Below are 13,232 nucleotides of genomic sequence, written 5' to 3' on the forward strand. Positions count from 1 at the left end.
CGGAGATAATGACCATTCAGCTTTCGTTGATATGACGGTTCCCTTACCGACGATGATTTGGGACACGGTTCCGCCGTGGTGATTGCCTTTCCCCGCATACGCCAATCTCGCGGGCACAAAGCGAATATTTCATCCTGATTCCTTAGGGTTTCCAGTCATGATTGGTGAGTACAGTCAACACATGATCCTGCCATTTACCGTCAATCAGCAGATAGTCTTTTGCATAACCTTCACGTTCAAACCCCAGTCGCGCCAGCAGATTTCCGCTGCGATGATTATGCGGCATATGGTTGGCCATGATTCTGTGCATGTGCTGCTGACGCTGCATATAGCGCAACGCCGGTTGAAGAGCCTCGAACATCAATCCCTGCCCCTGCCACTTTTCACTCAGCGAGTAGCCGAGATAGCAGGCGTGAAACGCCCCGCGCAGCACATTGCTGAAATTGGCCACGCCCCGTACCTCGTTCTCATTCGGGTCCAGCAGCAGAAAATAATAAGCACAGCCCTGTTTATGCATATCGTTAATGACGCTCAATCGTGCCTGCCAGCCGGATGGGTAGCAGTGGCTGGCATCGCGTACCGGCTCCCAGGGTTTAAGAAAATCACGATTTTCCGAATAGTATTCAGCCAGACGCCATGCATCGCGCTCATGCGCCAAACGCACCACCAACCGAGCGGTTGTTAGATGGACTTTTGCCGGCGTATTACGATAGCCAAACATCCCGCCCCCCAGATTTCCGTTTGTACGATAAATAAAATTCATCGGGTCAAAATAAATTTTCTCTGACAGCAGAAAATACCGCGCATTGCCGATGATGCTTACTATAACCGCATAAATTCTCAGACGTAAAACCCCCTCCGCTGAGTTATTGTGCGATCGAATCAATAAATTTATTTTTATACAAAAAATGCCTCGCGGGTAGCGACTGTCGATAAAAAAATATTATCTATGAACGGGCTATCCCAGATGGGAAATAGAGTACAAAATAGTCATGTCCGTTATTTTCCTCCTCTTTTCTTGTGGTGATACATGCCTCTGATGTCTCAAGCTCGAAGCTTAGGCAAATATTTTTTGTTGCTGGATAATATGCTGGTGGTATTGGGGTTCTTTGTCGTTTTTCCCCTTATTTCCATTCGTTTTGTCGATCAGCTTGGCTGGGCGGCGTTATTGGTGGGTATTGCGCTGGGACTACGCCAGTTCATTCAGCAGGGATTGGGTATTTTCGGCGGCGCCATTGCCGACTGCTTCGGTGCAAAACCGATGGTTGTGACCGGTATGCTGTTGCGCGCTGCCAGCTTCGTTATTATGGCAATTGCCGACGATCCCTGGATTCTGTGGCTTTCCTGCGCCGTTTCCGGTATTGGGGGCGCGCTTTTCGATCCGCCAAGAACCGCGCTGGTTATCAAACTGACCCGTCCTCAGGAGCGTGGCCGTTTTTATTCCCTGTTAATGATGCAGGATAGCGCTGGGGCGGTAATCGGCGCGCTAATCGGAAGCTGGCTGCTCAAGTATGACTTTGAAATCGTCTGTTGGGTAGGCGCGACCATCTTTATGCTGGCAGCGGCGCTGAATATGTGGTTTCTGCCTGCCTACCGTACCTCGATGATCAAACTTCCCATCGGGGAAGGTCTGAGGCGCGTTATCCGCGATCGCCGTTTCCTGACCTATGTGCTGACGCTAACCGGCTATTATATGCTGGCGGTTCAGGTACTGCTGATGTTGCCCATTATGGTGAATGAAATTGCCGGTACGCCAGGCGCGGTAAAATGGATGTATGCCATTGAAGCGACGCTATCGCTGACGCTGCTCTATCCCATCGCGCGCTGGAGTGAAAAACGTTTTCGTCTGGAACAACGCCTGATGGCGGGTCTGTTTATTATGTCGCTCAGTATGTTTCCGATCGGCCTGACGACCAGCCTGCAACCATTATTGATACTGATCGGCCTGTTTTATATCGGTTCCATTATCGCGGAACCGGCCCGTGAAACGCTGAGCGCCTCGTTAGCCGACGCCCGTGCCAGAGGCAGCTACATGGGATGCAGCCGTCTTGGGCTGGCGCTGGGCGGCGCCATTGGCTACAGCGGCGGGGGGTGGCTTTTTGATAGCGGGCATGCGCTGAATCAGCCTGAACTGCCCTGGTTCATGCTGGGCGCCATCGGCTTTCTCACACTGGCCGCACTCTACTGGCAGTTCAATCAACGCCGGATTGAACCCGCGATGCTGGGCGGTCACTAGCATCGTCTTTACCGGTAATTTGATCTCATCAGTAAAGCGCTCCATACTTTCCTAATACATTCAACTGATTGTTATATACCTAAATAATTCGAGTTGCCGCAAAACCAACACACATTCAACTTGAAGTATGACGCGTATAGATGGTTTGTGGAATGGACCCATGTGGGGTCGCCCTCGCGACCACGTCTATGATAACGGATACATCAGTGAACCAGAGGATACCCAGTATGAAGTTATATATTTACGACCACTGCCCCTACTGTGTGAAAGCACGTATGATTTTCGGCCTGAAAAATATCCCGGTTGAACTGCAAATATTGGCCAATGATGATGAGGCGACGCCGAAGCGACTGATTGGTCAAAAAATGGTGCCGATCCTGCAAAAAGACGATGGCAGCGTTATGCCCGAAAGTATGGATATCGTCCATTTCATTGATAACTACGATAAGAAACCTCTTCTTACCGGCCCGACGAATCCGGCGATCGCCGCCTGGTTACGCAAGGTATCCGACTATACGCCCCGTCTGATTATTCCGCGTTTTGCCCAGGCAGCATTCGAGGAGTTTGCTTCCGCGCCCGCCCGCCAATACTTCATCAGGAAAAAAGAAGCGCAGTTGGGCCGTTTTGCCGAACACCTTAGCCATTCACCGGGATTGATTAAAAAACTGAATAATGATCTGCTGGATCTGGATCCGTTGATCGTTCTCCCCAATGCGTGTAATGGCGAGCTTTCCACGGATGATATCCATCTGTTCCCGCTGCTGCGCTCCCTGTCGATCGTGGCGGGCGTCACGCCACCGTCCAGGGTTGCCGACTACCGTGACAACATGGCCAAACAAACTCAGGTCACCTTGTTGAGCAGTCTGGCGCAATAGCCCCACGTCGCGCCGCTTCTCCATGAAGCGGCGTTTTTCTGTACCGCGTACCAAGGCGTTCGGCTATATGCTTCATTTTCAGCGCTATCTGATTGGTACGGAGTGGGATGAACATGCACCCTGAAACTGCATTTAAGTGAATCTATTTGAGTAACCGGATTACACACCTAAGAAGTCTGATTGAGGTCAAGATAATGAAAAAGCTGGGATTGGCGGCAACCGCATTGCTGCTTACTTTTACGCTAAGCGCTTGCAACAAACTGACGCAATACACGCTGAATGAACAGGAAGTTAACGAGTACCTGCAAAAGCACAATGATTACAAAAAACAGTTGGGCGTTCCCGGCGTGGTGGATGCCGATATCGTCCTGACCGATTTGTCCAGCCAGATTGGTAGAGCGGAACCGGGAAAGATTACCCTATCTGGCAACGCCAAAGTCGATATCAGTTCTTTGCTGGGTAACCAGAGCGCCGATCTCAAACTGACGCTGAAAGCGCAGCCGGTATTTAATCAGTCTCAAGGTGCTATCTATCTGAAAGATATGGAGTTGGCTGACTACACTGTGCAACCCGAAAAAATGGAAGCGGTAATTAAGACGCTAAGTCCTTATCTGGATCAATCGTTGAAAAGCTACTTTGATCAAAAGCCAGCCTATGTATTGAATGCGGATAACAGCACTACCGAAGCGCTGGCCAAGAAACTGGCTAAAGGCATTGAAATCAAACCGGGACAAATTGTTATTCTGTTTACAGACTAACACCGCAGGACAACCACGTTTGCGGTATGAGTGCCGCAAACGTCTTACACTGTTCCGTCCGTACCCGCTATTCTTCGTCAATCGAAGCGTTATTGACGTCCTCATCCAATTCATCCCGCATTGCATCCAGCGCTTCACGGCAAATGATTGCCAGCGAACGATAGAATGCCGTGGCTGCGTGACTTTCCACCTTTCCCAGAAAGCGGCCGCTCCAGGGCAGCAGATAATCATCAAACAGCGCGATCTGTGCTGCCGTCTCATCTTCCTGAGCGTGATCTTCCAGCCAGGATGCCGCCAGAAGCAGGCCGCCGAAGTGATCAACGGGTCCGGCATTCATCGGCATACCTCGTTCTTGCAAGAAACCGCGGATATCCGTCTCTACATCACCGGCTTCATAGGCCGAACGCCAAGGCGACACGGCGCAGCCGTCACCAACGAACAGCGCCTGATAATCGGCTGCCATCGCGGGGAGATCGAGACTTTTTTGCAGCCGTTCGAGCAAGGCGTCCTGCTCCAGCGGCCAGTGTTGCCGGAGCTTACCTTCCCTAATGAGCGTAAACACCGGCGCCAGTACCGGCTCATGCGGTGGACGATAAAACAAGGAGCCTAATATGCGGCAGACAATAGAAAACTCGTTCATTCAAAAACCTATTGATTATTAAGTAACTTAGTGTGTGACATTGTCACAAAAAAGTCAGTTTAACGATTGCGGACTGTCCCTTTTGCTCCAGGAAATCCAGTACTCGTCGGGGGCTGACGTTTATAATCCGCTCCTGCGGGAAATTCACTTCCTGCAAAATACGCTCGCAGTGGGTAAAGTTTCCCAGAGAAAAGGCAATATGGGAATCAGAACCTAAAGAAAGTAGGCCACCGGCATCACGGACGGCTTCGACAATCGCGCGACAATTTGCAGTGAAACATTACCCCAGGAGAGTCGAGGATGGCGAACAGGCAATGAAACAGAGAAAATGACGAGTAAAGCAGCAAATTGCGTTAAGTTTAGCTAAACGCGTCACTCAGGCGCAGAAGTTTGTTGACGCTGTTACGCAATTTCCCTACATTAGCGCCGTCCCCGGTACAACGTACTGATGACCGCCGGTGAGGTGTCCGAGAGGCTGAAGGAGCACGCCTGGAAAGTGTGTATACGTGAAAACGTATCGAGGGTTCGAATCCCTCCCTCACCGCCATATAAAAGAAAATGCCCTTGATTTGCGTCAGGGGCATTTTCTTTTATACGTGACGGGATGAATAAGCGCAGCCTATCCCCTATAAATGCAAAAGCCTCCGCGATGGGCGGAGGCATTCCCTGTATTGACAAGACAGCCTAGACTGTAACCGCCGCCTTGTCCTCCATGGCTTGTCGCCAGCCTCCCAACCAGTAAGACCGGGCATTTATTGATTGATAAGGACAAAGTTCCCTCGGTCTACCGGAAATACCTGCTTGATAACCACGTGAATGAGCCCTTTCGAGGCGATCGCGTTTCTGTCTCTTCATGCCTTATTTCCCTCATTATTTGTCTGGTGGAAAGAAAACAGTGGTCACTTTATGGACAACCACGGAGTATGAATAACGATTCTGCCGTCAAAGGTCAAGGCGCAAATTTCACGCCAACGTCACATTTTTGGACTAAAATAAGAGTTTTCCCCAACAAAGGAATGGCGCAGTTGGCCGATGCGAAACAAGGGAAAAGGAACTTGCCATATCGCCCATTCCCCCTCTTCACCAACGCCGTCGATAATGAAGGCTAGTAAGCCGAATTCGCCTGCTGTGCGATGGATTGCGCGACCTGCTGCCATCCTTGCGCGAGCGTTCTGACCAGCGCGTCATAGCCATCTTCAGACTGTGGCAGGACAATGGAGAACGGCTGTTTAAGCACCTGTCCGTGGCGATTCAATACCCATTCCCCGCGTATCACGGCGTTACCATCGTAACGACCGTGAAAGGCGGTCACTGTGACATTCAGCACAGACTGTTCGCTACTACTTTGCGGCTGCGACGTCACCAGCCATCCTGGCATTCTGCGACTCAGGTTAGCCACCAACGATTGCTGAAGCTGTTGGTCCAGAGGACTGGCCCACACATTATTACTGGCAATAACATATTGCACGTCGTTGGTTTGATAAACCAACCCCGCACTGGAGAGATAATCCGCCACACTGACGTGTTCCAGCCACAATTGCTGACCAGTTGACGTTTTCTCTACCGGTGCAACAGAGTCCTGCATAGCCGGTAACTGATAGTAGGTTTTTTGCGTGTTGCCGCCGCTACAGGCCGTCAGCAGCAACACCAGCGCCAGAGTCCATCCTTTCATCATTGTTTTGCCTTCTTCGGTTGGGGGTCCTCACTGCCCGATGCCTCAAACACCAAAGCATTGCTCTTTTCATTCAAGGTACGCAGCACCGGTTGCAATTCGCGCAGCACCTGATCCAGGCGTTGCATATCCGCCACCATTTTACTGTAAGCGGGCGAACCCGGCTGGAACCCCTTCATACTGCGGTTCAGCTCGAGCAAGGTTTGCTGCATATCCTGCGGCAAATTCTGCATCGACTGGCTGGACGTTATCTTATTCAACGACGCCAGGGTTTTCTGCATTTCACGCAACGTCGCCTGACTCTCCGCCAGCGTTTTGGTTGCTTCGGTGACCATTGGGTTCAGCGGCAACCCATTGACTTTATCCAGTACCGACACCAGTTTTTGCTGAATTTGCGACAGCCCGCCGCCGACAGTCGGCAACACCGGATAGCCTTTGATGGTAATCAACGGCTTGTTATTTTTTTCCTGCGGATAGAAATCCAGATCGACATACAGCGCGCCGGTGATGATATTGGCGGTTTTCAATGACGCCCGCAGTCCCATCTTCTGCGATCTGGCCAAATGTTTGTCAAAATTCAATTCTCCGTCCAAATTCTTGGCAAACCGCGCGGACTCGATACGTATCAAGACGGGGATACGGTAATCGTCGTCAATTTCCTTTTGCAATCCTTTGGTGAAAAACGGCACTTGCGTCACCGTCCCTAAACGGATGCCGCGAAATTCAACCGGCGCGCCCGCCTGCAAGCCACGGACCGACTCGTTAAAGAACATCAGATATTCTTTGTATTCGGTATACAACGAATCCTGGATGCTGCTCCGATCGTCAAAGAGCTTATATTCGGCCATCGGCTTGGCGGAAGCACCCAAATCCCAGCCAGACGGCACATCAAAGCTGACGCCGCCGCTGAACAATGTCGCCAGCGACCCCATTTCGACGCGCATACCTTGCGCCGACATATCAAAAGCGATGCCGCTGTCTTTCCAGAAACGCACATTGGCGGTCACCAGGCTGTCGTACGGGGCGGAAATAAACAACTGATAGCGCATTTTGCGCGCCTGAGGATTGAAGTTGCTGGTTTCCACCGAGCCGACACGATAACCGCGAAATAACACTGGATCGCCGACATTCAACTGACCGGACTGGTCGCTGTCCAGAATGATTCGAATCCCTTTGGCGTCAGGAGAGGCCAAAGGCGGAGTATCAAGCAGAGAGAATTCGGTTTTTTCATTACCTTTTGCTCCCGGCTGAAGCTCTATATAAGCGCCCGACAGCAGCGTGCCAAGACCGGAGATCCCCGCGCGCCCGACCTGGGGTTTAACCACCCAGAACGCGGAATCGTCCTTTATCAGCTTCCCCATGCCTTCATGCAGACGAGCCTTGATTTCCACCTGATTCAGATTGTCTCTCAGCATTACGCTCTCCACGATACCGACATCAACGCTTCGACTCTTAATCGTGGTTTTTCCTGCCTCAATGCCCTCGGCATTTTGGGCCACCAGGGTAATCTGCGGCCCCTGATTACTGAAATGATAGAACAGTATCCACGCCCCGATCAGCACGGTAACGATAGGGACAATCCAGACGGGCGACCAGCGTTTGATCGTTTCTACATCCGCAACGGCGTATTTATCTTTCGTCAACGGAGGCCTCCTTATGAAAAACATTATCACGGCGATCCCACAGTAACCGGGGATCAAATGTCATAGCGGCAAACATAGTCAGAATCACGACAGAAGCAAACAGCACGGCGCCAATTGCCGGATAAATGCTCATCAGCCTTCCCATTCGAACCAGTGCCGACAGCACGGCAATAACAAACACATCGATCATCGACCAGCGCCCTACGAACTCCACTATTTCATACACAACATGCAAGCGTTCACGATCCTGTTTACCCTTTCCATTGGCGCTCCAGCACAGCCAACCCAACGCCAGCATTTTCAATGAAGGCACCATGATACTGGCGACGAAAATCACCATTGCCACCGGATAGGAACCCGATCCCCACAACAGGATGACCCCGGACATAATGGTCGACCCCATTCGGTTCCCTAAGGATTCCGTCACCATGATGGGCATAAGATTAGAGGGGATATACAGTATTATCGAGGTGATCAGCAGCGACATCGTCCACTGTAAACTGTTCTTCCTGCGTGCATGCCCGTGACGGTGACAACGCGGGCAGACGCTCTGCTCCGCAGGGAGTATCGCCGTACAGCATGTGCAAGAGCGCAGCCCTTGCGACAGCCCGCCGACGCCCGGCTGAAGTTCAGCCGAGAGCGCGGGCGGCGGCACAATATCATTCCACAACCAGCGACGATCCAGCTTTTGAAACGCCAACAGTTGCAGGACACAAAATAGAACAAAAGGAATAAAACTGGCTCCGATACCGATATCGCCGTAGGACATCAATTTGACGAAACTGACCAGTACGCCAGCCAGAAAAATCTCCGCCATACCCCAGCTTTTTAGCTGAAACAGGATCTTCCCCATTATTTTTTTCAACGCCAAAGGTAACGGAGCATGCAAACAAAGCAGAATCACCGTGGCCATACAAAAAGCAGGAATAAGCTGAACAAACAGCATAAAGAGCGTTGCAACGCTGGCATAATCTTCCGCCAACATCACTTGAGGGATTTGGTTCAGCGTAATTTCGCTGGTAATGCCCGCCACTCGCATATACACAAAGGGAAAAAGATTTGCCAGCAGCAACATAAATAATGCGCTGAACGCATAACCAACCGGTTGTTTACGAGGCTCAGCCTGATAGCTGGTCAATGCCGTTTTACAGCGCGGGCAGACTGCCTTTTGTCCATGTGACAATATCGGCAACTTGACCAATAGGTCACACTGTGGGCACAGCATATAGTCGTCATGGTGATGATCGTGGGAACACACTGCCAGCCGTCTCCTTCAGGAATGCACCTGACGCCGCCATTGTGACCACGCCAGGACCATCTGTTGCTAAATGTTAGCCGTTCCTTTGCGTTTCAAGCTCTTCCCAACGTTCAAAGCAGCATTCCAGCGTTTTTTCAGCTTCTGCTAATGCCGTCAGTACCTGCTGTGTTTCCTCATGCGAACGGCTAAAGAACCCGGCATCGCTCACCTGCGTTTGCAGCGCGTCAATTTGCTGTTCCAGTTGCTCGATTTTCAGCGGTAGCTGATCCAACTCGCGCTGCTGGTTATAGCTTAGTTTACCCGAATTACGTTTAGCGGCCTGTGCGGTATTCGCCGCAGGCGCCGATGGCGTAGACGCTGCCGGAGCGGATACCGTGCGCAGCGGTGTCGACTCAGCGCGTTGTTGCTGAGCGTCGTAATACCCCCCGACATAGCGGGAGATCGCGCCGTCGCCTTCAAAGATCCAGCATTCCGTTACTGAATTATCCACAAACTGGCGGTCGTGGCTGACCAGCAGCACCGTGCCCTGATAACCGTCGATCAACTCCTCCAGCAGTTCCAGCGTTTCCACATCCAGATCGTTGGTCGGCTCATCAAGGATCAACAGATTGCTGGGTTTCAGGAACAACCGCGCCAGTAATAAACGGTTGCGCTCGCCGCCTGACAGCGCTTTCACCGGCGTCATGGCGCGTTTCGGATGGAACAGAAAGTCTTGCAGGTAACCGAGCACATGGCGCGGACGGCCATTGACCATCACTTCCTGCTTACCTTCCGCCAGGTTATCCATCACGGTGCGTTCAGGGTCCAACTCGGCGCGGTGCTGATCAAAATAAGCGACCTCCAGCTTCGTGCCGCAATGCACACGCCCGCTGGTCGGCGTCAGTTCACCCAGCATCAGCTTCAGCAGCGTGGTTTTACCACAGCCGTTCGGCCCGACCAGCGCGATTTTATCGCCGCGCTGTACCTGTGCGGAAAAATGACGGGTCAGGACTTTATTATCGATCTGATAATTAACCTCTTCCAGTTCAAACACAATTTTGCCGGAACGAGCTGCCTCCTCCACCTGCATTTTTGCCGCGCCCATCACTTCACGCCGCTGTGAGCGTGCATTACGCATGGCCTTCAACGCCCTGACACGGCCTTCATTACGGGTACGGCGAGCCTTAATTCCCTGACGTATCCAGACTTCCTCCTGCGCCAGTTTGCGATCGAACTCGGCGTTTTGCAGGTCTTCCACCCGCAGGGCTTCTTCTTTGCCTTCCAGATATTTATCGTAATTTCCCGGCCAGGAAACCAGTTTGCCGCGGTCAAGATCGACAATCCGGGTCGCCATGTTGCGAATAAAGGAACGGTCATGCGAGATAAAGACGATACTGCCCTGAAACGTTTTCAGGAAGGTTTCCAGCCAGTCGATGGTTTCGATGTCCAGATGGTTGGTCGGCTCGTCCAGCAGCAACACGCTCGGCGCGCTGACCAGCGCCCGGCCCAGCGCGGCTTTGCGCAGCCAGCCGCCTGAGAGCGAAGCCAGCGGCGCGTCGGCGCTCAGACCGAGTTGCGCCAGCACTTCGTGAATACGGCTTTCCAACTGCCACAGTCCCTGATGTTCAAGAATTTCCTGTAGCTTCGCCAACTGATTTAGATGCGTTTCGCTGGGATCGGTTTCAATCAGGCGCAAGGTCGCGTGATAGTTTTTCAGATAGTCCGCCTGCGCCGCCACGCCTTCGGCCACAAAATCAAACACGCTGCCAGCAACGTCACGCGGCGGATCTTGCTGCAAGCGCGCCACGATCAAATCCTGCTCATAGGTCATACGCCCATCATCCAGTGGGATTTCTTTTGCCAGTATCTTCAACAAAGTTGATTTACCTGCACCGTTGCGGCCCACCAGACATACGCGTTCGTTTTCTTCAATATGAAGCTCGGTGTTATCTAACAGCGGCGCATCGCTGAATGACAGCCATGCGCCCGATACGCTGATTAATGACATCTGTTACTTTTCCTCTCCGGCGTGCGTCAGCAGCCAGCAGTTGTGAATCTGACGGTTTCGGGCAAAATCCTGTGATTGCGTACGGGCGGTAATCTCTTTCGCGTCCAATCCCAACGCCGCTAATCCCGGCATATCCATCTGGAAGCCGCGTTTATTGTTGGAAAACATAATGATGCCGCCGCGACGCAACAACCGTTTAAGATCTTTCATTAATGCCAGATGATCGCGCTGCACATCAAAGGTGTCTTCCATGCGTTTCGAGTTTGAGAACGTCGGTGGATCGATAAAAATAACGTCAAACTGTTCGTTGGCCTCACGCAGCCACGACAGACAATCCGCATGAATCAAACGATGCTGACGTCCGGTCAGGCCGTTGGCCCGCAGGTTTTTTTCCGCCCACTCCAGATACGTGCGTGACATATCCACCGTCGTGGTGGTCCGCGCCCCACCCAATCCGGCATGGACGCTGGCCGTACCGGTATAGGCGAACAGGTTGAGAAAATCTTTCCCGTTGCTCATTTCGCCCAGCATTTTGCGGGCGATACGGTGATCGAGAAACAGCCCGGTGTCCAGATAGTCGGTCAGGTTGACCCACAGTTTGGCGTTATACTCTTCCACCTGTAAAAATTCGCCCTTCTGCGCCAGTTTCTCATACTGACTTTTCCCCTTCTGGCGTTCGCGGGTTTTCAGGACCAGACGGTTGGATGGCAGCGCCAGCACGCTCAGCGTCGCGTTAATCACATCAAACAGGCGCTGACGCGCTTTCTGGGCATCAATGGTTTTAGGCGGCGCATATTCCTGCACCACCACCCAACTGCCGTAGCGATCAACCGCCACATTGAATTCAGGCAGGTCGGCATCATAGAGACGGTAACACTCAATCCTCTGCTGCTTCGCCCATTTTTCCAACTTGCGCAGGTTCTTACGCAGGCGGTTGGCAAAATCCTCAGCAATTTGACCGCAGGTTGCGCTCTGGCCCTCGGCAAGCTGATAATTTTTCTGCACGCACTCGAGCGGGCCGTTTTTAGCCTTAAACTGACGCTCCGCGCGTAATTGCAGACAGCTAAGCAGTTCCGGCGACGCACTGAACAGCGACAGTTGCCAGCCGCCAAAATCATTTTTCATCTTGCGTCCCAGCAAGTTGTGCAGTGCAATCAATGCCGGTTCGCTTTCCAGACGCTCACCGTAAGGCGGGTTGCTGACCACCGTTCCTGTTGGCGCTGAAGGTAAAGGATTCTGGATCTGAGCCACATCTTTCACCGCAAAGGTAATCAATTCATCAACGCCTGCGCGACGGGCATTGGCTTTGGCTAGCTCAATCACCTGGCGATCGTTATCGGAACCCCAAAAGCGGGAGGGGGTCTCACGCATGCCCAGACGCGCCCGGTTTTGCGCCGCCGCCGTCAACTCACGCCACAGTTCGGCATCGTGCTGCAACCAGGCATTAAAGCCCCAATGGGTACGATGCAAACCGGGCGCACGATCGGCGGCCATCATCGCCGCCTCAATTAAAAGCGTACCGGAACCACACATCGGATCGACCATCGGATCGCCCTTTTGCCAACCGGATCGCAGCACAATCGCCGCCGCCAGGTTTTCTTTCAGCGGCGCCAGCCCAGTCCGATCGCGATAGCCGCGCTGGTGCAAGGCTTCGCCACTCAGATCCAACGCCACGCTGACGGTATCGCGTTGTAGAAAAACGTTGATGCGAATATCCGGCTGCTGTTTCGCCACATCCGGGCGGTGACCCGTTTTGCGGGTAAAGCTGTCCACAATGGCGTCTTTCACTTTTAGCGCACCATACTGGCTATTGCGGATATCGTCGTTGGTGCCGGTAAAATGCACGGCAAACGTTTTATCGACGGCGAAAATCGTTGACCAGTCGATAGCCTGTACGCCGAGGTACAAATCTAAATCGCTGTATACCTTGAAGGCATTGAGCGGCAGTAAAATGCGCGATGCCAGACGGCTCCACAACAGGCTCTGATACAACAGACGGCTATCGCCCTGAAAATGCACCCCGCCTTGCACCACGGCACAGGCCTGAGCGCCCAGCGCCTCAAGCTCACTTTTTAATAATTCTTCCAGACCACGGCCCGTGCTGGCAAACAGAGCATTCATATCGTCACAATCACCAAAATAAAATGGCACCAAAAAGAAAAT

The 13,232-nt window shown here is 52.4% G+C and carries 12 protein-coding genes, 1 tRNA gene and 1 pseudogene; 5 read left to right on the top strand and 9 right to left on the bottom strand.

Annotated features, from left to right (window positions below):
* Positions 1–142 precede the first annotated feature (142 nt).
* Entirely contained in the window at positions 143–721 is a 579-nt protein-coding gene (gene rimJ / locus EH207_RS09810) for a ribosomal protein S5-alanine N-acetyltransferase (RefSeq protein WP_137713840.1), read from the bottom strand.
* A 309-nt stretch (positions 722–1,030) separates the two neighbouring features.
* Here rimJ and mdtH point away from each other — a divergent pair, with 309 nt between their 5' ends.
* From mdtH to EH207_RS09825, 3 genes are all read left to right on the top strand, one after another.
* The gene (mdtH, locus tag EH207_RS09815; RefSeq protein ID WP_137713841.1) at positions 1,031–2,236 is read left to right on the top strand and encodes a multidrug efflux MFS transporter MdtH; all 1,206 of its coding nucleotides are present in this window, start codon (positions 1,031–1,033) and stop codon (positions 2,234–2,236) included.
* 227 nt (positions 2,237–2,463) lie between these two features.
* Positions 2,464–3,111: a glutaredoxin 2 gene (gene grxB, locus EH207_RS09820; protein ID WP_137713842.1), complete on the top strand. Its 648-nt coding sequence runs from the start codon at positions 2,464–2,466 to the stop codon at positions 3,109–3,111.
* Positions 3,112–3,305: 194 nt separating this feature from the next.
* Positions 3,306–3,869, top strand: a complete 564-nt coding sequence (locus tag EH207_RS09825) for a lipoprotein (RefSeq protein WP_137713843.1) — start codon at positions 3,306–3,308, stop codon at positions 3,867–3,869.
* Between the two features lie 67 nt (positions 3,870–3,936).
* On the opposite strand, the gene EH207_RS09830 is transcribed toward EH207_RS09825, so the two are convergent.
* Both EH207_RS09830 and EH207_RS09835 read right to left on the bottom strand, forming a co-directional pair.
* Positions 3,937–4,509 (bottom strand): TorD/DmsD family molecular chaperone, encoded by a 573-nt coding sequence (locus EH207_RS09830; RefSeq protein ID WP_137713844.1) that lies wholly within the window; start codon positions 4,507–4,509, stop codon positions 3,937–3,939.
* A 43-nt stretch (positions 4,510–4,552) separates the two neighbouring features.
* Positions 4,553–4,777, bottom strand: a pseudogene (locus EH207_RS09835) (phosphatase); the annotation flags it as partial.
* Positions 4,778–4,966: 189 nt separating this feature from the next.
* Between EH207_RS09835 and EH207_RS09840 the strand changes: the two are divergent.
* Positions 4,967–5,056: transfer RNA gene (locus EH207_RS09840), tRNA-Ser, on the top strand.
* Between the two features lie 137 nt (positions 5,057–5,193).
* On the opposite strand, the gene rmf is transcribed toward EH207_RS09840, so the two are convergent.
* Entirely contained in the window at positions 5,194–5,364 is a 171-nt protein-coding gene (gene rmf / locus EH207_RS09845; RefSeq protein WP_137713845.1) for a ribosome modulation factor, read from the bottom strand.
* 68 nt (positions 5,365–5,432) lie between these two features.
* Here rmf and EH207_RS09850 point away from each other — a divergent pair, with 68 nt between their 5' ends.
* Entirely contained in the window at positions 5,433–5,618 is a 186-nt protein-coding gene (locus tag EH207_RS09850; protein WP_137713846.1) for a hypothetical protein, read from the top strand.
* Here EH207_RS09850 and pqiC read toward each other — a convergent pair.
* From pqiC to rlmKL, 5 genes are all read right to left on the bottom strand, one after another.
* Entirely contained in the window at positions 5,615–6,184 is a 570-nt protein-coding gene (pqiC, locus tag EH207_RS09855) for a membrane integrity-associated transporter subunit PqiC (protein WP_137713847.1), read from the bottom strand. The two genes, EH207_RS09850 and pqiC, sit on opposite strands and share 4 nt — an antisense overlap.
* A complete protein-coding gene (gene pqiB, locus EH207_RS09860) occupies positions 6,181–7,824 on the bottom strand; it encodes an intermembrane transport protein PqiB (RefSeq protein WP_137713848.1) in 1,644 nt (547 codons plus the stop codon). Before pqiB ends, pqiC begins: the two co-directional genes overlap by 4 nt.
* On the bottom strand, positions 7,811–9,049 hold the full coding sequence (gene pqiA, locus EH207_RS09865; RefSeq protein ID WP_246048968.1) for a membrane integrity-associated transporter subunit PqiA: 1,239 nt from the start codon (positions 9,047–9,049) through the stop codon (positions 7,811–7,813). The genes pqiB and pqiA overlap by 14 nt, the downstream gene beginning before the upstream one ends.
* Positions 9,050–9,155: 106 nt before the next feature.
* Complete coding sequence (locus EH207_RS09870) at positions 9,156–11,069, bottom strand: ABC transporter ATP-binding protein (protein WP_137713850.1); 1,914 nt, start codon at positions 11,067–11,069, stop codon at positions 9,156–9,158.
* A gap of 3 nt (positions 11,070–11,072) precedes the next feature.
* Positions 11,073–13,190: a bifunctional 23S rRNA (guanine(2069)-N(7))-methyltransferase RlmK/23S rRNA (guanine(2445)-N(2))-methyltransferase RlmL gene (rlmKL, locus tag EH207_RS09875; protein WP_137713851.1), complete on the bottom strand. Its 2,118-nt coding sequence runs from the start codon at positions 13,188–13,190 to the stop codon at positions 11,073–11,075.
* Positions 13,191–13,232: the final 42 nt, after the last annotated feature.

Source organism: Brenneria rubrifaciens (genome assembly GCF_005484945.1).
GTDB lineage: Bacteria > Pseudomonadota > Gammaproteobacteria > Enterobacterales > Enterobacteriaceae > Brenneria > Brenneria rubrifaciens.

Coding starts and splice junctions, on each gene's coding strand:
- mdtH (WP_137713841.1), top strand. CDS start 1,031: ATGCCTCTGATGTCTCAAGCTCGAAGCTTAGGCAAATATTTTTTGTTG.
- EH207_RS09870 (WP_137713850.1), bottom strand. CDS start 11,069: ATGTCATTAATCAGCGTATCGGGCGCATGGCTGTCATTCAGCGATGCG.
- pqiC (WP_137713847.1), bottom strand. CDS start 6,184: ATGATGAAAGGATGGACTCTGGCGCTGGTGTTGCTGCTGACGGCCTGT.
- rlmKL (WP_137713851.1), bottom strand. CDS start 13,190: ATGAATGCTCTGTTTGCCAGCACGGGCCGTGGTCTGGAAGAATTATTA.
- EH207_RS09850 (WP_137713846.1), top strand. CDS start 5,433: ATGAATAACGATTCTGCCGTCAAAGGTCAAGGCGCAAATTTCACGCCA.
- EH207_RS09825 (WP_137713843.1), top strand. CDS start 3,306: ATGAAAAAGCTGGGATTGGCGGCAACCGCATTGCTGCTTACTTTTACG.
- grxB (WP_137713842.1), top strand. CDS start 2,464: ATGAAGTTATATATTTACGACCACTGCCCCTACTGTGTGAAAGCACGT.
- pqiA (WP_246048968.1), bottom strand. CDS start 9,049: ATGCTGTGCCCACAGTGTGACCTATTGGTCAAGTTGCCGATATTGTCA.
- EH207_RS09830 (WP_137713844.1), bottom strand. CDS start 4,509: ATGAACGAGTTTTCTATTGTCTGCCGCATATTAGGCTCCTTGTTTTAT.
- rmf (WP_137713845.1), bottom strand. CDS start 5,364: ATGAAGAGACAGAAACGCGATCGCCTCGAAAGGGCTCATTCACGTGGT.
- rimJ (WP_137713840.1), bottom strand. CDS start 721: ATGTTTGGCTATCGTAATACGCCGGCAAAAGTCCATCTAACAACCGCT.